The following is a 22,474-nucleotide window of genomic DNA, read 5'->3' on the forward strand; positions in this document are numbered from 1 at the left end:
AAGCACTTTGAAAAAGCAACTTAGACGGGAAATGTTTTTGTAATTAATAAAGCAACCGACAAAATTTCTTAAAAAGAAAACTGCCAGTCAATAGCCTACTTTAACAACTAAATAACCCGCAAAATTGGGTTATCTAAATACAATTTGGGGGCCCACGATGAGAATACAAACTACCCGAAAATGAAAAAACAGATTCAGAATTTGCAAAGAAATAAGGTATAGTATAGTTCCCAGCGAAGAATGCATAGGAATAATTTATTGGTGTTACAAAACTGCTAAACCCAAATTGACAAACATAACAATGGTCAAAATTGTGGTGCTGATGCGTAAACTCCGAACTAGAATTATAGGTGTGATGACAGGTTTTTTCAGAAAATTTTTCTTGTAAATGGCTAATACTATCAACCGATTGAAACACTATTGAGAACAATACTGCGACAACCAAAGAAAGATTTAATATGAGCTGTTTTCTTTTCATCAACGCAAAGGTAAGAAAACAAAAAAACTACAACCGATTAAAGTTGTAGTTTCTTATTTATTAAATATCTGAAATGGATTAAACCAATTTTGCTGCAATTAAATATTCTGCAATTTGGATAGTGTTTGTTGCTGCTCCTTTTCTCAAGTTATCGGCAACAATCCACATATTCAAAGTGTTTTCTTGGCTTTCGTCACGGCGAATACGTCCTACGAAAACGTCATTTTTACCTTCGGCATATTTTGGCATTGGGTAAGTAAAAGTGTCCAAATTGTCTTGAACCGTTACACCGTCTGTTTGACTCAAAAGAGTTCTTACATCGTTTACATCAAAATCATTGCTGAATTCAACGTTCACCGCTTCACTATGTCCACCAACAACAGGCACACGAACAGCAGTAGCGGTTACTTTGATTGAATCATCGCTCAAGATTTTTTTGGTTTCTTTAACCAATTTCATCTCTTCTTTTGTGTATCCGTTATCTTCAAAAACATCACATTGTGGAATACAATTACGGTTGATTTCATATTTGTAAACCATATCGCCTTTGATTCCTTTTTCTTCGTTTTCGAATTGTTGAACCGCTTTTACACCAGTTCCTGTAATGGATTGGTAAGTAGAAACAATCACACGTTTTACATTGTATTTTTTATGTAATGGAGCCAAAGCCAATACCATTTGGATAGTAGAACAGTTTGGATTTGCAATGATCTTATCTTCTTTTGTCAATTGATTTGCATTGATTTCTGGAACCACCAATTTTTTGGTTGGATCCATTCTCCAAGCAGATGAATTGTCAATAACAGTAGTTCCTGCAGCAGCAAATTTTGGAGCCCATTCTAATGAAGTTTCTCCTCCAGCAGAAAATAACGCAATATCAGCTTTCATATCAACGGCCGTTTGCATTCCTACTACTTTGTATTTTTTTCCTTGAAATTCAATTTCTTTCCCAATTGATTTCTCAGAAGCAACTGGAATTAATTCGGTTACAGGAAAATTTCTTTCTGCCAATACTTTCAACATTATTTCGCCAACCATTCCGGTAGCTCCTACAACTGCTATTCTCATCGTAACTATATTATTATATGTGTATATTTCATTTTTGAAGTACAAAAGTATGTAATATCCAAAACATAACAAGCGTCTTCACAAAAATTAACAAATTGTTATAAATTAAACAAAACAAAAGAACCACCCTTTTATAGAGTGGTTTAGTTAGAATATATAGTGTAAAGCGGTATTGTTTTTTTTATAGTTTCTAAGATTCTGAGATGCTAAGTTACTAAGACTTTGAAATAGCATTATTCTTTAACTTAGCAACTTAGTCGCTTAGAGTCTATTTTTTTAGCAAATCTCTAATTTGAGTAAGCAATTCTTCCTGTGTTGGTCCTGCTGGTGGAGCTTCAACCACAACTTCTTGCTTCTTGGTTTTTTCATAGGCTTTTAGTACCATAAATATACAAAAACCAATAATAACAAAATCAAAAACAGTCTGAATAAAAGCACCATAATTAATGGCAACTTCTGCAATTGCGGGAACTTTTTCTGTTCCATTTTCCATAACAGCTGGAACACCGTCCTGAAGAACAAGTTTTAGGTTCTTGAAATCTACTTTTCCTAATATAAGTCCAATTGGTGGCATCAAAACGTCATTTGTAAAAGAGGTTACGATTTTTCCAAAAGCACCTCCAACGATTACCGCTGTAGCCAAATTTACTATTTCGCCTTTCATCAAAAAGGCCTTAAAATCACTTATAAATCCCATAATGTATTGGTTTTGGTTAATTTAGAATGTAACGAATATACTCAATTTTTAACAAAAAAAGATGTTATTCTCTATAAAAAACACGTTTTACACGTTGCGAAATACTCGTAAGGATTTCATACGGAATAGTTTTTAATTGCTCCGCCATATAAGTTACGGTTGGGCTTTCTCCAAAAATCACTACTGCATCTCCTTCTTTGCAATCAATCTCGGTCACGTCCACCATTAGCATATCCATACAAACGCTTCCTAGGATGGTAGCTTTTTTATTCTTGATCGTCACAAATCCAATTCCATTTCCCCAACTTCTAGTAATACCATCGGCATAACCAATAGGAATAGTGGCAATTTTCGATTCTCTATTTGCCATAAATCGTCTGCCGTAGCCAACACTTTCTCCTGATTGAATTGTTCTGATTTGGGAAATAATGGATTTTAAAGTTCCCACATTCTCAAGATACTTTTGCTCCTCAGAATCATTAGATACACCATAAAGACCAATTCCCAAACGAACCATATCGTATTGTGCCTGTGGAAAATTACTGATTCCGGATGTGTTCAAAATATGACGAATAGGAGTAATCTCCAATTCACCCATTAATTTTGAAGATAATTTCTCGAATAAATTAATTTGATACTGTACAAAATCTTTATGTTGCAAATCATCACTTGTGGCCAAATGTGATAGAATACTCTGTACTTTGACTGTTGAGTTCCCTTTCAGAGTGGCTATTAAATCATCAATTGTATTCGCCTCAAAACCCAAACGATGCATCCCAGTATCCACTTTAATATGAATAGGAAAATCTTTTAGTTTTTTTTGTTCCGCAATTTTCAGGAAAGCATTCAGTCCTTTCAAACTATAAATCTCAGGTTCTAATTGATGCTGAATAATGGCCGGAAAGCTCGTGTTTTCGGGGTTCAAAACCATAATTGGCAATTTTATGCCTGCAGTTTTTAATGAAATCCCTTCATCTGCGAATGCCACTCCCAAATAATCTACTTTGTGATGTTCTAGTAATTTTGCGATTTCAAATCCTCCGCTTCCATAACCAAACGCTTTTACCATCGCCATCATTTTAGTGGTCGGTTTTAGTTTTGATTTAAAGAAATTAAAATTATGACTTATCGCATTCAGATTGATTTCAAGAACCGTTTCGTGTGTTTTCTCAGCAAATGCAGCTACAATTTCTTCAAACTGAAAAGATCGCGCGCCTTTTATTAAAATGGTTTCATTTTCGAAATTCAATTGCTCCAAATGCAATAAAAAATCGTTGGTATCTTTAAAAAATAAGGCATTTGGAAGTTTTGTTTCCAATGTTGAAATCGTTTCACCAATACCTATAAAACGGCTGATGTCATTAGAAATAATCAACTCCGCCACTTTAGAATACAACACTTCATTGGACAATCCGCTTTGAAAAATATCCGAAAGTACGACCGTTTTCTTCTGATGTTGTTTTTGACTTTCGAGAAAATCCAATGCTATTTTTAAAGATTGAAAATCGGAGCTATAACTGTCGTCAATAAGACTGCAATTATTGTTTCCTTTTTTTACTTTCAAACGCATTTCTATCGGATACAATAATTCGATTCGGCTTTGAATGGTTTTGGCATCGTATTCCAAATGCAATAAAACCGATAAACAAGTAATCACATTTTCGACCGAAGCATCATCCACAAAAGGAATTTTTAAGGTCGAAACATTTCCTTTATAAGTATATTCAATTATTGTGTTTTCGTGTGTATGCTCGTTTTTGGAAACAAAAACGTCAGCAGTTGTATCTGTAAAAGACCAAGAGATAGCTTTAGTTTTCGGAAGAATAAATTTCTCTACGTCAATATTTTTTTGAAAAATCACTACTTCCGAATCTTTGAAAAGCAGCATTTTCTCTTTGACTTTTTCTTCCAAATTTTGAAAGCCTTCATCGTGTGCAGAGCCAATATTGGTTAAGATGCCAATAGTTGGCTGAATGATTTTCTCCAGTTTCTCCATTTCTGAAACGGTCGAAATTCCGGCTTCAAAAATACCTAGATTATGTTTCTCATTAGTAGCAAGCACCGACAACGGAACACCAACTTGAGAATTATAACTTTTAGGGCTTCGGATAATATTATAATCGGGACTCAACAGAAAATTGAGCCATTCCTTTACGATTGTTTTGCCGTTGCTTCCTGTCATTCCTATAATTGGAAACGAAAAAAGGTTTCGGTAATATGCCGCGATTTGTTGTAAAGCTTCTAAAGTATTTTTGACAACTAAAAAATTGGCTTTTGACTCAAGACCATTGGGAATGTGCGTTACCACAAAATTGCGAACGCCTTTACCAATTAAATCTTTTAAGTATATATGAGCGTCATTATTGGTTCCTACTAATGCAAAAAAAAGTGTTTTTTCATTGTTTTGCAAAGAACGACTGTCAATCGAAATGTTATCAATAGATTCTCCTGTAGGATTTCCATTCCATCTCGAATTTAGGACAGTTTCAATATTTACAATGTTTAAATTCAATCTTAGACTTTATTATTGGTTTTTTTGACTCTAGCTGTTTTTGTCATCTTTTCTCATCGCGTGATAATAGGCAGCGCGACTCAATGGCTCATATTCCTCGGTTTCACCAAGCATTACGAGTTTATCACTATCGGTTTTTCGAAAACTATAATTGGCTAGATTTCCTGTTCGGGTACAAACAGCGTGCACTTTGGTAACATATTCTGCTGTGGCCATAAGTGCGGGCATTGGTCCAAAAGGGTTTCCTTTGAAATCCATATCCAAACCAGCAACAATAACACGAATCCCCTGATTAGCAAGATCGTTGCAAACAGTTACAATTTCGTCATCAAAAAATTGTGCTTCATCAATCCCAACCACATCACAGCCTTGAGCCAAAATCGCGATATTGGCGGCAGCGGGAACGGGAGTTGATCTAATTTCGTTACTGTCGTGGGATACCACCATTTCCTCGTGGTATCGAGTGTCAATTGCAGGCTTGAAAATCTCTACTTTTTGCTTGGCAAATTGTGCTCTTTTTAACCTGCGAATCAGTTCTTCGGTTTTGCCCGAAAACATAGAACCGCAAATGACTTCAATCCAACCAAACTGCTCTTTATGATTTACTGTGTTTTCGAGAAACATTTTATATTTTTCTAGCTTAAAAAATGAATAGTTTTTATTACTTTGTAACGGTAATAAATCGCATGGGTAAACTTAATTTTACCTCGTTTCAAAAGTAGATAATTTTTATCAAATCGAAAATTTGAGAGGTCTTATTTAGATAATAAATAAGAAAAAAGAAATTCATACCTCGCCAGCCATTACAAACAAAGAACAATTTTATATAAAGCCATATTCATTATAATTTCAGAAGTCATGAAAAAAAAATTGGAAGCCGACTTAATCAGCATTGCACATAGAATTTTACAACTTAAAAATAAATCTGACGTCAATCAGCTTTTTTTGGAAACACAAAAATTATATGAAAAATTAGCAGTTTTACGATTCGTGGAAGAGCATTTTGGAGATTCAAAACCTACCATTGGTCAAGCTGAAGTTGTAGAAAAAGTAGACGAATTTTTCGAAAACATACCGGTTCCCGAACTTCAAAGACCTCAATCAATTATTATAGAAGAGGCTCCTGTTCCTGAAATTATTGAGGATAAATCTATCAATCTTATTGAAGTTGAAGAAGCAAAAGAAGAAGATTACAAAGTAGAATTGGAAGAACCTATTGCTGAAAACGAAGAAGTTCCAGCTTCAATTATTGCTGAACCTTTGGCTGTGGCAGAAGGATCCGAAGAAATTATTACTGAAGAAACAGAAGAGGATACCCTAATTGAAAAGCCAATGTTTGTTTTGGAAGAAACAGAAATTGAACCAATTGCTGAATCAATAGAAATTACAAAACCAGAAACGCCTAAGAAAAAGGGAATAGTTCAAATATCTTTTGATGATTTACTTGGTGGTAAATATTCTGATCCTGATTTTGTAAAAGTTTCTGCTTCTAATAAAAAACCAGAATTGGATTCTATACAACCAATTTCTGATTTTGATTTTCAGAAAGAGTCCATTTCAAATGCTCCACAAACAACATTTGAAAAAGCAGAACCCAAAACAATTACCCTAAATGATAAATTAGCAAAAGAAATCAACATTGGGCTTAATGACCGAATTGCTTTTGTTAAGCATTTATTCGGCGGCAATAATGAGGATTACAATCGTGTAGTGAATCAGCTCATTACATTTGATACTTTTACTGAAACCAAAACTTTTATTGACGAAATGGTAAAACCAGATTACAATAATTGGGACGGAAAAGAAGATTACGAGCATCGCTTTATGGAAATCATTGAGAAAAAATTCTTGTCGTTTTAAGGATTTCAACTTTACTCATTTCCTATTTTATATTTTATTAAATCCTCTCTTTAAGCAAGAAAAATGTCAAAATTATATATAGTCCCTACTCCTATTGGTAACCTCGAAGACATGACTTTTCGGGCCATTAGAATTCTTAAAGAAGTAGATTTAATCCTTGCCGAAGACACCAGAACGAGCGGTAAATTGCTCAAGCATTTTGAGATTGGCACGCATATGCACAGTCATCATATGCACAACGAACACAAAACAATCGAGAATGTAATTTCAAGATTAAAAGCAGGTGAAAACATTGCATTAATTTCTGATGCGGGAACACCGGCGATTTCAGACCCAGGATTTTTATTAACTCGTGCCTGCATCGAAAACGGAATTGCAGTTGAATGTTTACCTGGCGCAACGGCTTTTGTCCCTGCGCTTGTCAACAGCGGTTTGCCAAATGACAAATTCATTTTCGAAGGATTTCTACCGGAAAAAAAAGGAAGACAAACGCGCTATTTGGAACTTGCCGAGGAAACTCGCACGATGATTCTGTATGTTTCTCCTCATAAATTGGTCAAAACTTTAGCCGAATTCATTACCTATTTTGGTGAAGACCGAACCATTTGTGTTTGCAGGGAATTATCAAAATTACACGAAGAAAATGTTCGGGGAACTGCCCGCGAAGTGTTGACACACTTTGAAAAAACAGCTCCTCGCGGAGAAATCGTCGTAGTTGTTGCAGGAAAAACAATTGTGAAAGAAGCCAAGAAAAACAAATTTCAAAAAGACGAAGAATAAATAACTAATCATGACTATCAATACCTTTTTAGACAAACTAGTTCAAACCCCAACAGCAATAGAATTTGCTGAAACAATAGCAATAATTGATGAGAACTACGTTTTTATACCAACTGGGTTTACTAATGGAGAACACTATAATGCTGCCGGCGAAAATTCAGGATCTTGTAAATTATTTGCTTTTGCGCTATTGCAAAAATTATCCGTTGCCGAAACTTTAGCCTGTTTTGGAGCCTATTATTTTGTAGAAGTTTTGGGTGAACCTTATGGGACAAATCATCAAAATATTCGCAATTTCATGAAAACAGGTTGGGATGGAATTCAATTTGAAGGAGAAGCATTGCTTTTGAAATAGTTTCATTTCATTAAATACAAAAAATTAGCACCCTAAAACTGCCATAAAAAATGCGTTGGACACTTAAGCCAAAACCTGCTGAAGAAAAAATAAAGCACCTAGCCCAAGCTTTGAATGTAGAAGAATTTGTCGCTGCTTTATTGATACAAAGAGGCATTGAAACTTTTGAACAAGCCAAACTTTTTTTTCGCCCAAGTCTAGACGACTTACACGATCCTTACCTAATGAAGGACATGGACAAAGCAGTCGAGCGCATTGAAAAAGCCATTGCAAATCAGGAAAATATTCTCATTTTCGGGGATTATGATGTCGATGGAACTACCGCTGTTTCTCTTGTCTCTTCATATTTAAAAAGTTATTATCCCAATGTTGCCACTTATATTCCGGATCGCTACAACGAAGGTTACGGAATCTCCTACGCAGGAATTGACTTTGCCGATGATAATGGCGTTTCACTCATCATTGCTCTGGATTGTGGTATAAAATCCATAGATCATGTCTCTTACGCAAAAGAACGAAACATTGATTTCATCATTTGTGACCACCACAGGCCTGGGCCAATTTTACCGGAAGCCATTGCGGTTCTGGATCCAAAGCGTGAAGATTGCGATTATCCCTATGATGAATTGTGTGGTTGTGGCGTAGGTTTCAAACTAATTCAGGCTTTAGGTGCCAATAGAGACCAAACTCTTGAAGATTTGGTTTTGTATCTTGATTTAGTAGCCACAGCAATTGCCGCAGATATTGTGCCTATGACTGGTGAAAACCGAGTATTGGCTTATTTTGGATTGCAGGTAATTAATGCGGAGCCAAGACCCGGAATCAAAGCATTAATACATCAAATAAAAAAGAAAACACTCGACATTACTGATGTTGTATTTATAATTGCGCCTCGGATCAATGCTGCTGGTCGCATCAAACACGGAAACCACGCAGTTGAGTTATTGACAGAATTTGATTTTGAACAAGCACAGCAATTTGCTTCCGAAATTGAACAATACAATACCAATCGAAAAGATTTAGACAAACAAATCACCAAAGAAGCACTGCTGCAAATTACCCAAAATCAGGAAGAGAAAAACTTTACTTCGGTAGTTTTTCAAGAGGATTGGCATAAGGGGGTTATTGGAATTGTGGCGTCCAGATTAATAGAAACCTATTATCGTCCCACGTTGGTTTTTACCAAAAGTGGAGATAAATATGCAGCTTCTGCGCGATCGGTAAAAGGATTTGATGTGTACAACGCACTTGAAGCCTGTTCGGAACATTTAGAGCAATTTGGTGGACATATGTATGCAGCGGGAATGACTTTAGCAGCAGAAAACTATCAAGTTTTCAAAAACGCATTTGAAAAAATAGTCCAGGAAACTATTCATCCCGACCAGTTAACTCCCGAAATATCTATTGATGCCGAAATTAATTTTGAAGACATTTCACCAAAATTAATTCGGATTCTAAAACAATTTGAGCCTTTTGGTCCATTAAATATGACTCCAGTTTTTTTAACCAAAAAAATAAAGGATACAGGTTATGCCAAAACCCTAGGTTCTGAAGATGAACATTTAAAGTTATTTGTAAAGCAAAATAACTCCGATGGCCTTACCGCTATTGGCTTTGGACTTGGAAATAAAAAAGACATAACCTCCAATCAAAAAGAATTTGATGCCGTATATTGCATCGATGAAAATGAATGGAATGACAAAGTGAGCATTCAACTACGATTAAAAGACATTAAATAATTCAAGACTAAAATGAAAAAAAACGATCCATACGCAGCACTGAGATTTAAAGAATTCAATACCTTTTTACTTATTCGTTTTGCCATGGTTTTTGCTTGGTCCATGCAATTTATTATCATTGAATGGGAAGTGTATAGAATTACAAAAAGCGCTCTTTCTCTTGGTATTATTGGTTTAATGGAAATCATTCCGGCCATTGCAGTGTCATTATTCGCAGGACATGTTGTCGACCAAAAAGAAAAAAAAGGCTTATTACTCAAATGTATTTTAGGATTCTCAGTAATTAGTTTAGGATTGTTTTTAATCACTTGGCCAGAAGTAAATTCTGACTTACCTACAACTGCTATTCTATATACAATTTATTTCTTGGTGTTCGTTGGGGGAATTGTTCGTTCCTTTTTAGGGCCAACCGTTTTCTCGCTTTTGGCTCTCATTGTGCCAAAAAAAGTTTACTCTAATGCTTCAACTTGGAGCAGTTCAGTTTGGCAAGTGGGTTCTGTTGTGGGGCCAGCCGTGGCAGGTTTCTCTATTCATTTAATTGGAGTACATTGGTCAATGTGTTTAGTTCTTGCGTGCTCTCTTTTTGCTTTAATAATACTAACTCAAATAGAAAAAAAACCTATTTTGAATCCAAAAATTGGAGAGCCAGTAATGGAAAGTTTGAAAGAAGGTGTCAAATTTGTTTTTAATAACAAAACGATTTTAAGTGCCTTAACGCTTGATATGGCAGCAGTTTTATTTGGAGGAGCCGTCGCCCTTCTCCCAATTTTTGCTTTAGACATTTTGAAAGTAGGTCCGCAAGGATTCGGTTTTTTGAGAGCCGCCCCAGCAGTTGGTGCTATTTTGACCATGTTTTTTGCAGCCTATGTTCCTTTAAACAAAAATGCTGGAATGAAACTATTGACAGCAATATTTCTATTTGGAGTGTGCATCATCATATTTGGACTTTCCACAAGCTTTTGGATTTCACTTTTAGCTCTGTTTTTCAGCGGTGTTGTCGATGGAATTTCGATGGTTATCCGACAAACGATTTTACAGCTTAAAACTCCTGATCATATGCGCGGTCGTGTTGCCTCAGTAAATTCAATATTTGTAGGCTCTTCGAATGAGTTGGGAGCGTTTGAAAGTGGACTAACCGCAAAACTGATGGGAACAGTAACGGCAGTTGTCTTTGGAGGAAGTATGACCCTTGTTATTGTACTTTTTACTGGATTTATTTCTCCAGAATTTAGAAAATTAGATTTGCGAAAAGATCTGGAAGAGCACGAAAATCAATCGTAAAAGTTATTGAGATAACATTTTTAAAAGATATCTTAATCAGTTTTTACAATATTCCAAACACTTATTTTAGCTCTGGTCTCAAAACCTAATTTTTCATATAGCTTGATTGCTCCAATATTGGACTCGGCAACATGTAAAAATGGGGTTTTGTTTTTTGCAAAAATAGCATTTGCGGTATGAGTAACTAATTGCTTTGCATATCCTTTTCCTGTATGTTCCGGATGTGTAATTACCGCACTTACTTCTGTGTACTCATCCATTTGCATTCGTTCGCCAGTTACAGCAACGAGCTGATTGTTTTTGTAAATGCCATAATAATTTCCCAATGAAGAAGTCTTCTTTTTAAAATATTCGGGATAAACAATTTTGACCAATCCTAATAAATCGTCTAAATGTTCTTCCTCTAATTTCACAATCTCATCTTCAATGTTTCCCTCAATTTTATCATGAATAATCATTTGAAGACAGATCAATTCATTGTTTAATTTTAGACTCTCAGGTATAATTGGTCTTTGTCCAATAATAAAAAAATTGCTGGCTAATTTAGCGTATTCAGAAATATACTGCTCTATATTATCAAGAGCAACAATACCTCCAAAAGGGCAATAATCGGGATGGTAGAATTTTATAGTTCCGTAATCAATTCCGTAATCTCTATGAGTTTCGGACACCGAATGCCAAACGGGGTTGTCTAATTTATGATTACCAGTTGCCATCTTTAATTATATTTATGAAATACCGAAAGTGAGTTGTACTAATAGCTGAATTTATTCGAATTTTTTTACTTCGAATTTTTCTCCATCGAAAACTCCGTAGGTAAAATACGTGATCCAATCACCAAGATTTACATATTCTGAATTTTCGCCAACTGTCTTAATCATTGGTAAATGGCGGTGACCAAAAACAAAATAATTATAATGTTTTGTTTCCAATTTTCGTTTGGCATAAAGAATAAGCCATTCGTTTTCTTCACCCAAGAATTTCACGTCTTCGGCCCCTGAGATAAGCTTATTTTTAACGGAAAGATATTGTGCCAATTTCACTCCAAGATCGGGATGAAGCCATCTGAAAAGCCACTTGGAAAGTGGATTCGTAAACACTTTTTTCATGCGTTTATAACCTAAATCCCCAGGCCCTTTACCATCCCCATGACCAATCAAAAAGGTTTTGTCTCCAAAAGTAAATTCTTTGTTATCGTGATAAACGGGAATATTCAATTCGGTTTCAAAATAATCGGACATCCATAAATCATGGTTTCCAACGAAGAAATAAATAGGAATTCCGCTGTCGCGAATTTCGGCCAACTTTCCTAAAATACGAACAAACCCTTTTGGAACTACGGTTTTATATTCAAACCAAAAATCAAATAAATCACCTAGAAGAAATATCGCTTCGGCATCGTCTTTAACTTCGTTTAGCCAAGCAACAAATTTTTGCTCTCTCGGAAAACTCAACTCTGGAGTTGGCGCTCCAAAATGCTGATCGGAGGCAAAATAGATTTTTTTATTATTGGATAATTGCATGAACTACGTATAAATTATTGATTGTCGCTTGCAAACCATTCGGCAAATGAAGACTCGGTTTCCTGCAATTTAAGAGAAAAAAGTTCAATATTTTGAGGTAATCTACTGATAATTCTTTCGGAAAAATCAACTACCATATTCTCGCTGGTTGGTTGATAATCTACTAAAATCACATGATGTCCACGATCTTTTAGCTCATTGGCTAACTCGATATGCGGAGTGGTTTCGTTAAAAACAGTAGCATGATCGAACTGATCGACAATTTCTTCTTTTACGATTTTTTTCAGATCCGAAAAATCAATGACCATACCAAACTTCACATTGTTTCGATCCGTAATCGGTTTTCCGATAACGGTAACCGATAACTTATAACTATGACCATGCACATTTTTACATTTCCCGTCATAACCGTATAAAGCATGACCGGTTTCAAAATTAAATTGTTTGGTGATTCTAATATTGCTCATTGAAGATCTATTTTGATTGCAAATTTAATGAATTCACATGAGAAATGCTCTTTTAAAACGGGATTCCCTTACTTGCAGTTACTAGCCCTGATGGAAACGGCATCCTTTTTATGGGGTGATTTTTCTTCACCTCATAAAAAGATATAGTGTACAGCAGGAAAAAGCTCCTAATAATTCATGAAATATTTCGATTACAGTAAATATAATTGTTATTTTGTAGAATCAAATTTTAGTTCATTATGTTCAAAAAACATTTTAAATATATTCCTTTTTTGCTCTTGATTTTTTTTGTGAGTTGTGCCAAGAGAGGTTCCATTACTGGCGGAGATAAAGACACCATTGCACCAACATTGGAGTCCAGTTTCCCAGAAAATTATTCGTCTAAGTTTCAAGGCAATAAAATCAAACTTGTTTTTGATGAGAATATCAAGCTTAAAAACATAAATAAGCAATTGATTATTTCGCCACCAATGAAGAATGAGCCGTTAATCGTTCCGATGACTGCCACAAAGAAATTGACAATTACCCTAAATGATACTTTACAGCCCAACACGACTTATAGTCTTAATTTTGGACAAAGTATAGCTGATAATAACGAGGGAAATCCATTGAACCAATTTAAATATGTGTTTTCTACGGGAGATTATATCGATTCTTTGGCTCTTGGTGGAAGAATAAAAGATGCCTATGATAAAGAGGTTGCTTCTTTTGTTTCTATTATGCTTTATGAAGCGAATGAAAAATTCAATGATTCTACCGTTTATAAAGAGAACCCTCGATATGTTACCAATACTTTGGATAGTTTGAAAACATTTCGATTGGAGAATTTGAAATCGGGGAAATACTATTTAGTTGCTATGAAAGACAACAATAGTAATAATAAATTCAACCCTAAATCAGACCGAATTGGGTTTAACAAACAAATTGTAACGATTCCCAATGACACCGTTTTTGAATTGGAATTATTCAAGGAAGTATTGCCTTTTAAATCCATTAAGCCAAGCCAGGCTTCGGGTAATCGATTAATTGTAGGTTATGAAGGTAATCCGAATAGCAATGGTGAAAAGGCTAAAATCACTTTGAAAAACAATAGCGAAATAATCCCCTCTATAGTTACAAAAATTGAGAAAAAAGACTCTTTACAAGTCTGGTACAAACCTCTGAAAGTGGATTCGCTTACGCTAAATATTGAAAAAGACAAATATCAAAAAGACTACACTTTTAAAATCAAAAATCAAAAAAGTGACACTTTGAGCATCAAGGCTGTTCAAACTGGTATTTTGAATTTTAGGGATCGCTTTACTTTGGAATCAAGTACACCTTTGGTGAATTTTGACAAATCCAAAATGAAACTTGTCAACAAAGATTCGACAGACGTTGCATTTACTACAGCATACGATGAATATAATCAACTGCTATTTATCGATTTTAAAATAGAAGAGGCTCAGAAGTATCATTTAAAATTGATGCCTGGCGCTGTCACCGATTTTTTCGAAAAAACAAATGATACTCTATCGTTTAGCACGAGTACCCGAAATCTTGCCGATTATGGAAATATTTTGATGAATTTAAAAAATGTAAAACGTTTTCCTGTTATTATTGAATTGACAAACGAAAAAGGAGACATTATTAAAGCCAGCGAATACACCGAGGATAAAACAAGAATTGAATTCAACCTCCTAGAGCCGAGCGCATATACGGTTAGAGCAATTTATGATGACAATAAAAACAAGGAATGGGACACCGGAAATTATCTTGAAAAACGACAAGCTGAAGAAGTAATTTATTTATCTAAGGAAATAAATCTTCATGCTAATTTTGATTGGGAAGAGACTTTTGACCTAAGTCTTCCTTATGTTCCAGAACCTAAGAAGAAAACCCCAAAAGGAAAAGAAAAGGAAAAAGGAAAGAAAAGTAGTTTATTTTAGTTCGAAAGAATCCTGATCATTTAAAAAATTGAGTTTTTTTCTTGTTACGAGTTGTTCGCCTTTATTCAATTCGACAATAAAAACTCCTTTTGCCTCAATAGGTTCCATAATGTATTCTCCCAAGAAATTGACCACTTGGGAATGTCCATTGTATTGAAATTTGTTATCATCTTCCCCAATTCTATTAACTCCAACGGTATAGCTCATGTTTTCGATGGCACGTGCTTTGAGCAAAGCATCCCAAGCATTTATCCTTATTTCGGGCCAATTGGCAACATAAATCAGCAGATCGTATTCCTCAACATTTCGAGCAAAAACAGGAAAACGCAAATCGTAACAAATCAGCGGACAGATTTTCCAGCCTTTATATTCAACAATTAATTTTTTGCTACCAGCCATATAAACTTCGTCTTCTCCAGCCAAAGTAAACAAATGTCGTTTGTCATAAAACTGAATTTCTCCTGAAGGAAAAACAAAAACTAGCCTGTTATAGAAATTATCATTTTCAGTAATAATTAAGCTTCCGGTAATGGCAGTGTTTTTGGCTTTCGCCAAATGTTTTAGCCAAGTAATCGTTTCGCCTTGCATAGTTTCTGCAACATCATTGGGTTGCATCGTGAAGCCTGTCGTAAACATTTCTGGAAGCACAATTAAATCAATTGTCTCTGAAATTGCATTGATTTTTTCTTCGAAATGATTTCGGTTTGATTTTGGGTTTTCCCAGAATAAAGAAGATTGAATTAAGGCGATTTTCATAGTATAAAATTAGTGAAATTTAAATCTCAAATGACAATTCATAAATCATAAAACACATCCGCTTTTTCAGCTTAAATCTTTGTCCATTTTGGTGAGCTATTGATAGTTTTTCAAGTTTTTTTTAATAATTATTAAAATATTCATATCTAAATATATTAGACTCATAAATCTGTATTTTTACACAACATAGGTTATTTCTTAATATTTTATTTGTTTAAATTTGATGTGAAAATAATATAATATAACTCCATTTTATTTAATCATTAAACAGCATGCTCAAAGAATTCTCATACAAACAATTTGGTAATCTTAACTTTACTGAACAAGAACTTGATGAAAACACATTGGTCAAAATTGATGAACACATCAAAGTTTTGTTTTTGCCAAAACAATCCAAAATTCAAGTTGATTTTCAAGAGTTTCAAATAGAAACGGATTCATTACTTTTTTTAAATCCAAAAGTGATTATAAAACCTAATGAAACTGAATTTGGAGGCGAGCTGTTATTACATTTTAATAAAGACTTTTATTGCATACAAATTCACGACCAAGAAGTCGCTTGTGATGGTATACTCTACAATAATGTTTTTGAAATTCCATTTATTCAGTTAAATGAAAATCAATCTACAGATATTCAAAATATAATTCGGGAAATACAATCCGAAATGAAAGATGAAGATTCAAATACCGAAGAAATGTTGCGAATACTGTTAAAACTCATCATTCTCAAATCGACCAGAATTTGGAAACAACAACATCTGTTAGCGGAAAATGACCAACAATCAGATGTTCAGTTCCTGAGAAAATTTAGTAAACTGGTGGAACAGCATTATAAAACACATCATACTGTTGCTGACTATGCTGAAATGTTATTTTTAACTCCAAAAAATCTAAGTAAAAAAATTGGCTTATTGAGTAAAGACACGCCAAACGACATCATTAAAAACAGAATTATACTCGAAAGCAAACGTCTGTTGGCGCATACTGCAATGACTGTAAAAGAGATAGCTTTTAGTTTAAATTATGAAGATGACGCTTATTTCATTCGGTTTTTTACAAAAAACACGGGCATTTCACCCTTATCATTTCGAAAGCAATTCTAGCATCAAATAATAATGATTTATTAAAGTGTGGTTTTACAATCACACTTTTTTTATTTAAAGATTTTTATTTTAACAATAAAAATCTTTAAAAATAATTCAACTCTTTTCTGTTTTATTTAAAAAAGGAAAAAAGTGCAATTCAAAGGGAAAAGCATCCATTGTTGTCCTTTGGCAATTGATGCAACTTTGCAATATCAAAATAACAATAAAATTTAAAAAATAAAATCATGAACAAATTCACAGTAAAAGACGGAACAGAAATTTATTTCAAAGACTTAGGAGCAGGACAACCAATTTTCTTTCACCACGGGTGGCCATTGTCATCAGATGATTGGGATGCACAAATGATGTTTTTCTTAAATCAAGGATACAGAGTAATAGCTCACGACAGACGTGGACACGGTAGATCCACTCAAACTTTCAAAGGAAATGACATGGATACATACGCTACAGATGTAGCTGAATTGACTGAATTTTTGGATTTAAAAGATGCTATCCACGTTGGGCACTCCACAGGTGGTGGTGAAGCAATACGATATGCGGCCCAATATGGCAAGGACCGCGTTGCAAAAGTAGTTCTAATCAGCGCCATCACTCCATATATGATTGCTGATGACAGAAATCCAGAAGGTGTGCCATTATCAGTGTTTGACGATATCCGAGATAACACTTTAAACAACAGACAACAATTTTATCATGACCTAACTGTTCCCTTTTATGGTTACAACCGTGAAGGAGCAAATGTAAAAAAAGGAATTCAGGACAATTGGTGGAGACAAGGAATGATGGGTGGTATAAAAGCTCATTATGACTGTATCAAAGTTTTCTCAGAAACTGATTTTACCGAAGATCTTAAAAGTGTTGAAATTCCAGTATTGGTCCTTCACGGCGATGACGACCAGATTGTTCCTTATGCAACTACTGCGGTTAAGGCAGCCGAGCTTTTGAAAAATGGCAAACTCATTATATACAAAGGGCTTTCTCACGGTATGCCGACTACTGATGCCGACACTATAAACAAAGACATTTTAGAATTTGTTCAAGCCTAAATTAAGAAAGGGAAAAAAGTGCAATTTAAAGGGAAAACCATCCATTGTAACGCTTTCCAAATTATAACAACTTTGCAATATCAAATTAACAATATAATTAAAACCAATAATTAACAACTTTAAAAATTTATAAAATGAAAAATTTAATCTTATCAATCGGACTTTTTACTGCTCTATTAATCAACTTGCAATCTTTTGCACAAACAAAAAGAACTCCTGCTTCTTACGGAAGAGAAGAATACATCGAAGTAGAAAAAAATGTAAAACTTCACGTAACTGACCTTGGAGAAGGTCAACCAATAGTTTTAATTCACGGATGGCCATTAAGCGATGCCATGTACGAATACCAATATGCTTATTTTGTTGAAAAAGGATATCGTGTAATCGGAATTACTCTAAGAGGTTTTGGTCTTTCTGACAAACCGGGAGGAAAATACAACTACGATGTTTTTGCAGATGACATCAAAGTGATTTTGGATAAACTAAAAATTGAAAATGCAACTTTAGGAGGTTTTTCAATGGGAGGTGCAACAGTAATTCATTATGCAGCAAAATATAATGCAGCTCACATTTCTAAATTAGCTTTATTCGGAGCAGCAGCACCAATCTGGACAAAAAGAGCCGATTTTAACTTCGGTAATTGGACTAAAGCTGATGTAGATGGTTTGATTGCTTTGAATAATACTAACAGACCTCAATTATTAGAGAATTTTGGACAAATATTCCCTGCAAATGCAACAAGCGTTTCTCCTGGATATGGAGCATGGTTAGGAACAATTCAAGCGCAGGCGTCTCCTTATGCAATGGCTGAAGGTTTAAAAACTTTAAGAGACACTGATTTGCGTGATGATTTGAAAAAGATAAAAATCCCAACTCTTATCCTTCACGGTAAACTAGACAAAATCTGTTCTTATGAGTTGGCTGAACAAATGAACAAATTAATTTCAAACTCTACATTGGTTCCTTTGGAAAAAAGTGGCCACGCATTATTCATCGAAGAATTAGAAAAATTCAACTCTGAATTATTAAATTTTATTAAAAAATAAGAATCAATTTAAGAGGTTAATCTACAAAAGGATTAGCCTCTTTTTTTTAAACTCAAAATCAAATACATCATGAAAAAAATAGTTTTTATTCTAGTAGTCCTGATTTTGTCATCCTGTACCAATATGAAAAAAATAGCTAGAACAAATCATTCCAATTTACCAACACCAATTGGTCCGTATAGTCATTCTATAGCTTATAATGATTTGATATTTGTTTCCGGACAAATAGGAATAGATCCCAAGACAAATGTTTTAAAAGAAGATATTCAAGCACAAACCGTTCAGATTTTTGAAAATTTAAAAGTCATTCTTAAAGACAACCATTCCGATTTGAATCATGTTACTAAAACGACAATTTTTATTACCGACATAAACCAATTTCAAGTAGTTAATGAAATATATGGAAGTTATTTCAAAGAAGGTTTTCCAGCTCGAAGCACCATTCAGATAGTTGCGTTACCTAAAAATGCGAGTGTTGAAATAGAATGTATTGCAATCAAAAAACTGGACTAGTTATTGAAATAATTTTGGATCCACTAGAAAAATTTTAATTTAAAATATACTAAAATGAAAAACAATAAAAAATTATTTAGAACCGTAGCTGCTATTTTAATGATAGTAACATACGCGATTTCTACCTCTGCTCAAACAAAGCCTTCAGGAATTAGTCGTACCGAGCTGCAACGCCACGACATTAGCACTCCAGGCAGCGAAGTCGTTCAGGCACATATTGATTTCGAACCAAGAACAGCATTCGGAAACCACAATCATCCCGGTGAAGAAATCATTTATGTTCTCGAAGGTGAACTTGAATATATAGTAGAGGGTAAACCTCCTGTAACACTTAAAGCTGGACAAGTATTATTTATACCTGCCGGGACAATTCATTCTGCTAAAAATGTTGGGAATACTAAAGCCAGCGAACTAGCCACTTACATCGTTAAAAAAGGCAAACCTCTGGTTCAGTTAATAAAATAATGTTTTCAACTTATTGTAATAAAAAAAACGTCCCAATTTCTTGGAACGTTTTTGATATAAACTGTTTTGAAATATTATTTCAAACTTGCAGAAAGATATTCTCTGTTCATACGAGCAATGTTTTCAAGGGAAATTCCTTTTGGACATTCGATTTCGCAAGCTCCAGTGTTTGTACAGTTACCAAAACCTTCTTCATCCATTTGACGCACCATGTTTAATACACGGTTTGTAGCTTCAACACGTCCTTGTGGCAACAAAGCATATTGAGATACTTTTGCTCCTACAAATAACATTGCAGATCCATTTTTACAAGTTGCAACGCAAGCACCGCAACCGATACAAGCTGCTGCTTCAAAAGCTTTGTCTGCATCTTGTTTGTTAATTGGAGTTGCATTCGCATCGATAGTGTTTCCAGAAGTATTCACAGAAACGAAACCTCCAGCTTGTTGAATTCTATCAAAAGAAGTTCTGTCAACAATTAAATCCTTAATTACAGGAAAAGCTGCAGAACGCCAGGGTTCAATAACGATAGTATCTCCATCATTGAACATTCTCATGTGTAATTGACAAGTAGTGATTCCAGTGTCTGGTCCGTGTGCACGTCCATTGATATACAAAGAACACATTCCGCAGATTCCTTCACGACAATCGTGGTCAAATGCTACTGGTTCTTTTCTTTCGTTTACTAATTGTTCGTTCAATTGGTCTAACATTTCCAAAAATGAACTAGCCGTAGAGACATCGTTCAATTTGTATGTTTCCATTTTTCCTTTTTCTTTGGAGTTTTTTTGACGCCAAATTTGAAGGCTTATATTGATATTTTTTGCTGCGCTCATGATCTTTTTATTTGTAATTTCTTGCGGCTATTTTAATAAACTCGTATTTCAATTCCTCTTTGTGAAGTTCCGATTTTGTAACATCGTATCCTTTGTTTTCCCAAGCTCCTACAAACGAGAAGTTTTCATCATCACGAAGTGTTTCTCCTTCAGAATCCTGATACTCTTCACGGAAGTGACCTCCACAAGATTCTTTACGCTGTAAAGCATCCATAGCCATCAATTGACCTAATTCGATAAAATCGGCAACTCGAAGCGCTTTTTCTAATTCAGGATTCAATTCGTCTGAACTACCAGGAACATAAACTTCTTTGTAGAACTCTTCTTTCAAAGCAGCAATTTCAGAAATGGCTTCAGTTAAACCTTTTTCATTACGACCCATTCCAACTTTATTCCACATAATGTGTCCTAAAAGTTTGTGGAAGTGATCCACAGTTTTAGTTCCATTATTAGACAAGAATTTGTTGATTTGCTCTTTTACGTTATTTTCAGCAGCTACGAATTCTGGCAAATCTGTAGAAATTTTTCCAGTACGAATATCATCAGCTAAATAATTAGAAACGGTGTAAGGCAATACAAAATATCCATCAGCCAAACCTTGCATCAAAGCCGAAGCTCCTAAACGGTTCGCTCCGTGGTCAGAGAAGTTAGCTTCTCCTGCAACGAAACAACCTGGAATAGTAGATTGTAAGTTATAATCAACCCAAACTCCACCCATTGTGTAGTGAACTGCAGGATAGATTTTCATTGGAGTTTCATAAGGATTCTCATCCGTAATTTTTTGATACATAGTAAACAAGTTACCATATTTTTCTTCTAACCATTTTTTTCCTAAAGTAAGGATTTCCTCTTGAGAAGGATTGTGATTTCCTTTGGCGAAAGCCGTTTGTTTTCCTTTAGATTGAATCTCTGTAGCGAAATCCAAATAAACTCCTTCATTGGTATCATTAGCCTCAATTCCGCGACCTTCGTCACAAACTTCTTTTCCAGCTCTTGAAGCAACATCACGAGGAACTAAATTTCCAAATGCCGGATATTTTCTTTCTAAATAGTAATCTCTATCTTCTTCAGCAATTTGAACTGGTTTTAATTTCCCAGCACGAATCGCTTCTGAATCTTCTTTTTTCTTTGGAACCCAAATACGTCCAGAGTTTCTTAACGACTCAGACATCAATGTCAATTTAGATTGATTGGTTCCGTGAACTGGAATACAAGTTGGGTGAATTTGAACATAACAAGGATTTGCGAACAAAGCTCCTTGTTTGTGAATTTTCCAACCAGCAGTTACGTTAGATCCCATTGCATTTGTAGAAAGGAAATAAACGTTTCCGTATCCACCAGTTGCAATAATTACAGCGTGAGCAGAATGTCTTTCTAATTCTCCAGTGATCAAGTTACGAGCAATGATTCCACGAGCTTTTCCGTCGACTTTTACCAATTCCAACATTTCGTGACGGTTGTACATATCGATTTTTCCTAAACCGATTTGTCTTGATAAAGAAGAATAAGCTCCTAACAATAATTGTTGCCCTGTTTGTCCTGCAGCATAAAAAGTACGTTGTACTTGTGTACCACCAAAAGAACGGTTATCCAACATTCCACCGTAATCACGTGCAAAAGGAACACCTTGAGCCACACATTGGTCAATGATGTTCCCAGAAACTTCAGCTAAACGGTGTACGTTTGCCTCACGTGCTCTGTAATCCCCACCTTTGATAGTGTCGTAAAACAAACGGAAAGTACTATCACCATCATTTTGATAATTTTTTGCAGCATTGATACCTCCTTGTGCAGCGATTGAGTGCGCACGACGTGGAGAATCTTGGTAACAAAATGCTTTTACGTTATAACCCATTTCGGCAAAAGACGCTGCTGCCGAAGCTCCAGCCAATCCTGTACCCACAACGATAATATCTATTTTTGGTCGGTTGTTCGGAGCAACTAACTTTAAGTGATCTTTATAATCAGTCCATTTTTGTGAAATGTGACCTTCTGGTATTTTAGAATCTAGTTTCATT

At 34.9% G+C, this 22,474-nt stretch carries 21 protein-coding genes; 11 read left to right on the forward strand and 10 right to left on the reverse strand.

The genetic code is table 11. The features are described from left to right. Window positions 1–556: 556 nt before the first annotated feature. From J2W95_RS07730 to J2W95_RS07745, 4 genes are all read right to left on the reverse strand, one after another. Window positions 557–1,546 (reverse strand): aspartate-semialdehyde dehydrogenase, encoded by a 990-nt coding sequence (locus J2W95_RS07730; protein WP_310005636.1) that lies wholly within the window; start codon window positions 1,544–1,546, stop codon window positions 557–559. Window positions 1,547–1,814: 268 nt separating this feature from the next. After that, complete coding sequence (gene mscL, locus J2W95_RS07735; RefSeq protein ID WP_310005638.1) at window positions 1,815–2,243, reverse strand: large-conductance mechanosensitive channel protein MscL; 429 nt, start codon at window positions 2,241–2,243, stop codon at window positions 1,815–1,817. A 64-nt stretch (window positions 2,244–2,307) separates the two neighbouring features. Further along, window positions 2,308–4,755 (reverse strand): bifunctional UDP-N-acetylmuramoyl-tripeptide:D-alanyl-D-alanine ligase/alanine racemase, encoded by a 2,448-nt coding sequence (locus tag J2W95_RS07740; protein ID WP_310005640.1) that lies wholly within the window; start codon window positions 4,753–4,755, stop codon window positions 2,308–2,310. Window positions 4,756–4,785: 30 nt separating this feature from the next. Next, entirely contained in the window at window positions 4,786–5,379 is a 594-nt protein-coding gene (locus J2W95_RS07745; protein ID WP_310005642.1) for a thymidine kinase, read from the reverse strand. Between the two features lie 234 nt (window positions 5,380–5,613). On the opposite strand from J2W95_RS07745, the gene J2W95_RS07750 reads away from it, so the two are divergent. From J2W95_RS07750 to J2W95_RS07770, 5 genes are all read left to right on the forward strand, one after another. Further along, window positions 5,614–6,615, forward strand: coding sequence for a hypothetical protein (locus tag J2W95_RS07750; protein ID WP_310005644.1), 1,002 nt, complete (start codon window positions 5,614–5,616; stop codon window positions 6,613–6,615). 63 nt (window positions 6,616–6,678) lie between these two features. Further along, window positions 6,679–7,395 (forward strand): 16S rRNA (cytidine(1402)-2'-O)-methyltransferase, encoded by a 717-nt coding sequence (gene rsmI / locus J2W95_RS07755; RefSeq protein WP_310005646.1) that lies wholly within the window; start codon window positions 6,679–6,681, stop codon window positions 7,393–7,395. 10 nt (window positions 7,396–7,405) lie between these two features. Beyond that, entirely contained in the window at window positions 7,406–7,750 is a 345-nt protein-coding gene (locus J2W95_RS07760) for a HopJ type III effector protein (RefSeq protein WP_310005647.1), read from the forward strand. A 50-nt stretch (window positions 7,751–7,800) separates the two neighbouring features. After that, the gene (gene recJ / locus J2W95_RS07765; protein WP_310005649.1) at window positions 7,801–9,489 is read left to right on the forward strand and encodes a single-stranded-DNA-specific exonuclease RecJ; all 1,689 of its coding nucleotides are present in this window, start codon (window positions 7,801–7,803) and stop codon (window positions 9,487–9,489) included. Window positions 9,490–9,501: 12 nt separating this feature from the next. Further along, entirely contained in the window at window positions 9,502–10,770 is a 1,269-nt protein-coding gene (locus J2W95_RS07770) for an MFS transporter (RefSeq protein WP_310005651.1), read from the forward strand. A gap of 32 nt (window positions 10,771–10,802) precedes the next feature. On the opposite strand, the gene J2W95_RS07775 is transcribed toward J2W95_RS07770, so the two are convergent. From J2W95_RS07775 to J2W95_RS07785, 3 genes are read right to left on the reverse strand one after another with little or no spacing between them, the layout of a single operon-like run. Then, the gene (locus J2W95_RS07775) at window positions 10,803–11,486 is read right to left on the reverse strand and encodes a GNAT family N-acetyltransferase (RefSeq protein ID WP_310005652.1); all 684 of its coding nucleotides are present in this window, start codon (window positions 11,484–11,486) and stop codon (window positions 10,803–10,805) included. Between the two features lie 51 nt (window positions 11,487–11,537). Continuing rightward, on the reverse strand, window positions 11,538–12,293 hold the full coding sequence (locus tag J2W95_RS07780; protein ID WP_310005655.1) for a UDP-2,3-diacylglucosamine diphosphatase: 756 nt from the start codon (window positions 12,291–12,293) through the stop codon (window positions 11,538–11,540). Window positions 12,294–12,307: 14 nt separating this feature from the next. After that, window positions 12,308–12,760, reverse strand: a complete 453-nt coding sequence (locus tag J2W95_RS07785) for a 6-pyruvoyl trahydropterin synthase family protein (protein WP_310005656.1) — start codon at window positions 12,758–12,760, stop codon at window positions 12,308–12,310. Between the two features lie 239 nt (window positions 12,761–12,999). Between J2W95_RS07785 and J2W95_RS07790 the strand changes: the two genes are divergently transcribed. Then, window positions 13,000–14,688, forward strand: coding sequence for an Ig-like domain-containing domain (locus J2W95_RS07790; protein WP_310005658.1), 1,689 nt, complete (start codon window positions 13,000–13,002; stop codon window positions 14,686–14,688). Here the strand turns inward: J2W95_RS07790 and J2W95_RS07795 are convergent. Next, complete coding sequence (locus J2W95_RS07795) at window positions 14,680–15,444, reverse strand: amidohydrolase (RefSeq protein ID WP_310005660.1); 765 nt, start codon at window positions 15,442–15,444, stop codon at window positions 14,680–14,682. The genes J2W95_RS07790 and J2W95_RS07795 overlap by 9 nt on opposite strands. Window positions 15,445–15,716: 272 nt before the next feature. On the opposite strand from J2W95_RS07795, the gene J2W95_RS07800 reads away from it, so the two are divergent. The 5 genes from J2W95_RS07800 to J2W95_RS07820 all read left to right on the forward strand — a co-directional run bounded on the left by J2W95_RS07800 (window position 15,717) and on the right by J2W95_RS07820 (window position 19,620). Further along, window positions 15,717–16,547, forward strand: coding sequence for a helix-turn-helix domain-containing protein (locus J2W95_RS07800; RefSeq protein WP_310005662.1), 831 nt, complete (start codon window positions 15,717–15,719; stop codon window positions 16,545–16,547). A 227-nt stretch (window positions 16,548–16,774) separates the two neighbouring features. Continuing rightward, the gene (locus J2W95_RS07805; RefSeq protein ID WP_310005665.1) at window positions 16,775–17,596 is read left to right on the forward strand and encodes an alpha/beta fold hydrolase; all 822 of its coding nucleotides are present in this window, start codon (window positions 16,775–16,777) and stop codon (window positions 17,594–17,596) included. Window positions 17,597–17,730: 134 nt separating this feature from the next. After that, entirely contained in the window at window positions 17,731–18,642 is a 912-nt protein-coding gene (locus J2W95_RS07810; RefSeq protein ID WP_310005667.1) for an alpha/beta fold hydrolase, read from the forward strand. Between the two features lie 69 nt (window positions 18,643–18,711). Beyond that, window positions 18,712–19,155: a Rid family detoxifying hydrolase gene (locus J2W95_RS07815; RefSeq protein ID WP_310005670.1), complete on the forward strand. Its 444-nt coding sequence runs from the start codon at window positions 18,712–18,714 to the stop codon at window positions 19,153–19,155. A 54-nt stretch (window positions 19,156–19,209) separates the two neighbouring features. Next, window positions 19,210–19,620 (forward strand): cupin domain-containing protein, encoded by a 411-nt coding sequence (locus J2W95_RS07820; RefSeq protein WP_310005672.1) that lies wholly within the window; start codon window positions 19,210–19,212, stop codon window positions 19,618–19,620. A gap of 74 nt (window positions 19,621–19,694) precedes the next feature. Here J2W95_RS07820 and J2W95_RS07825 read toward each other — a convergent pair whose 3' ends face one another. After that, complete coding sequence (locus tag J2W95_RS07825) at window positions 19,695–20,456, reverse strand: succinate dehydrogenase/fumarate reductase iron-sulfur subunit (protein ID WP_310005674.1); 762 nt, start codon at window positions 20,454–20,456, stop codon at window positions 19,695–19,697. Window positions 20,457–20,463: 7 nt separating this feature from the next. Beyond that, window positions 20,464–22,473 carry a fumarate reductase/succinate dehydrogenase flavoprotein subunit gene (locus J2W95_RS07830; protein ID WP_310005676.1) on the reverse strand — a complete coding sequence of 670 codons (2,010 nt, stop codon included), beginning with the start codon at window positions 22,471–22,473 and terminating at the stop codon, window positions 20,464–20,466. Window position 22,474: the final 1 nt, after the last annotated feature.

The sequence above is a fragment of the Flavobacterium granuli genome (genome assembly GCF_031456055.1).
In the GTDB taxonomy this organism is placed as follows: domain Bacteria; phylum Bacteroidota; class Bacteroidia; order Flavobacteriales; family Flavobacteriaceae; genus Flavobacterium; species Flavobacterium granuli_A.

What these genes read in the sequence shown, in the direction of transcription:
- J2W95_RS07820 (WP_310005672.1), top strand. Translation starts at nt 19,210, where the DNA reads ATGAAAAACAATAAAAAATTATTTAGAACCGTAGCTGCTATTTTAATG.
- J2W95_RS07785 (WP_310005656.1), bottom strand. Translation starts at nt 12,760, where the DNA reads ATGAGCAATATTAGAATCACCAAACAATTTAATTTTGAAACCGGTCAT.
- J2W95_RS07790 (WP_310005658.1), top strand. Translation starts at nt 13,000, where the DNA reads ATGTTCAAAAAACATTTTAAATATATTCCTTTTTTGCTCTTGATTTTT.
- J2W95_RS07810 (WP_310005667.1), top strand. Translation starts at nt 17,731, where the DNA reads ATGAAAAATTTAATCTTATCAATCGGACTTTTTACTGCTCTATTAATC.
- J2W95_RS07815 (WP_310005670.1), top strand. Translation starts at nt 18,712, where the DNA reads ATGAAAAAAATAGTTTTTATTCTAGTAGTCCTGATTTTGTCATCCTGT.
- J2W95_RS07795 (WP_310005660.1), bottom strand. Translation starts at nt 15,444, where the DNA reads ATGAAAATCGCCTTAATTCAATCTTCTTTATTCTGGGAAAACCCAAAA.
- J2W95_RS07830 (WP_310005676.1), bottom strand. Translation starts at nt 22,473, where the DNA reads ATGAAACTAGATTCTAAAATACCAGAAGGTCACATTTCACAAAAATGG.
- J2W95_RS07745 (WP_310005642.1), bottom strand. Translation starts at nt 5,379, where the DNA reads ATGTTTCTCGAAAACACAGTAAATCATAAAGAGCAGTTTGGTTGGATT.
- recJ (WP_310005649.1), top strand. Translation starts at nt 7,801, where the DNA reads ATGCGTTGGACACTTAAGCCAAAACCTGCTGAAGAAAAAATAAAGCAC.
- J2W95_RS07730 (WP_310005636.1), bottom strand. Translation starts at nt 1,546, where the DNA reads ATGAGAATAGCAGTTGTAGGAGCTACCGGAATGGTTGGCGAAATAATG.
- rsmI (WP_310005646.1), top strand. Translation starts at nt 6,679, where the DNA reads ATGTCAAAATTATATATAGTCCCTACTCCTATTGGTAACCTCGAAGAC.
- J2W95_RS07825 (WP_310005674.1), bottom strand. Translation starts at nt 20,456, where the DNA reads ATGAGCGCAGCAAAAAATATCAATATAAGCCTTCAAATTTGGCGTCAA.
- J2W95_RS07775 (WP_310005652.1), bottom strand. Translation starts at nt 11,486, where the DNA reads ATGGCAACTGGTAATCATAAATTAGACAACCCCGTTTGGCATTCGGTG.
- J2W95_RS07760 (WP_310005647.1), top strand. Translation starts at nt 7,406, where the DNA reads ATGACTATCAATACCTTTTTAGACAAACTAGTTCAAACCCCAACAGCA.
- mscL (WP_310005638.1), bottom strand. Translation starts at nt 2,243, where the DNA reads ATGGGATTTATAAGTGATTTTAAGGCCTTTTTGATGAAAGGCGAAATA.
- J2W95_RS07750 (WP_310005644.1), top strand. Translation starts at nt 5,614, where the DNA reads ATGAAAAAAAAATTGGAAGCCGACTTAATCAGCATTGCACATAGAATT.
- J2W95_RS07800 (WP_310005662.1), top strand. Translation starts at nt 15,717, where the DNA reads ATGCTCAAAGAATTCTCATACAAACAATTTGGTAATCTTAACTTTACT.
- J2W95_RS07805 (WP_310005665.1), top strand. Translation starts at nt 16,775, where the DNA reads ATGAACAAATTCACAGTAAAAGACGGAACAGAAATTTATTTCAAAGAC.
- J2W95_RS07780 (WP_310005655.1), bottom strand. Translation starts at nt 12,293, where the DNA reads ATGCAATTATCCAATAATAAAAAAATCTATTTTGCCTCCGATCAGCAT.
- J2W95_RS07770 (WP_310005651.1), top strand. Translation starts at nt 9,502, where the DNA reads ATGAAAAAAAACGATCCATACGCAGCACTGAGATTTAAAGAATTCAAT.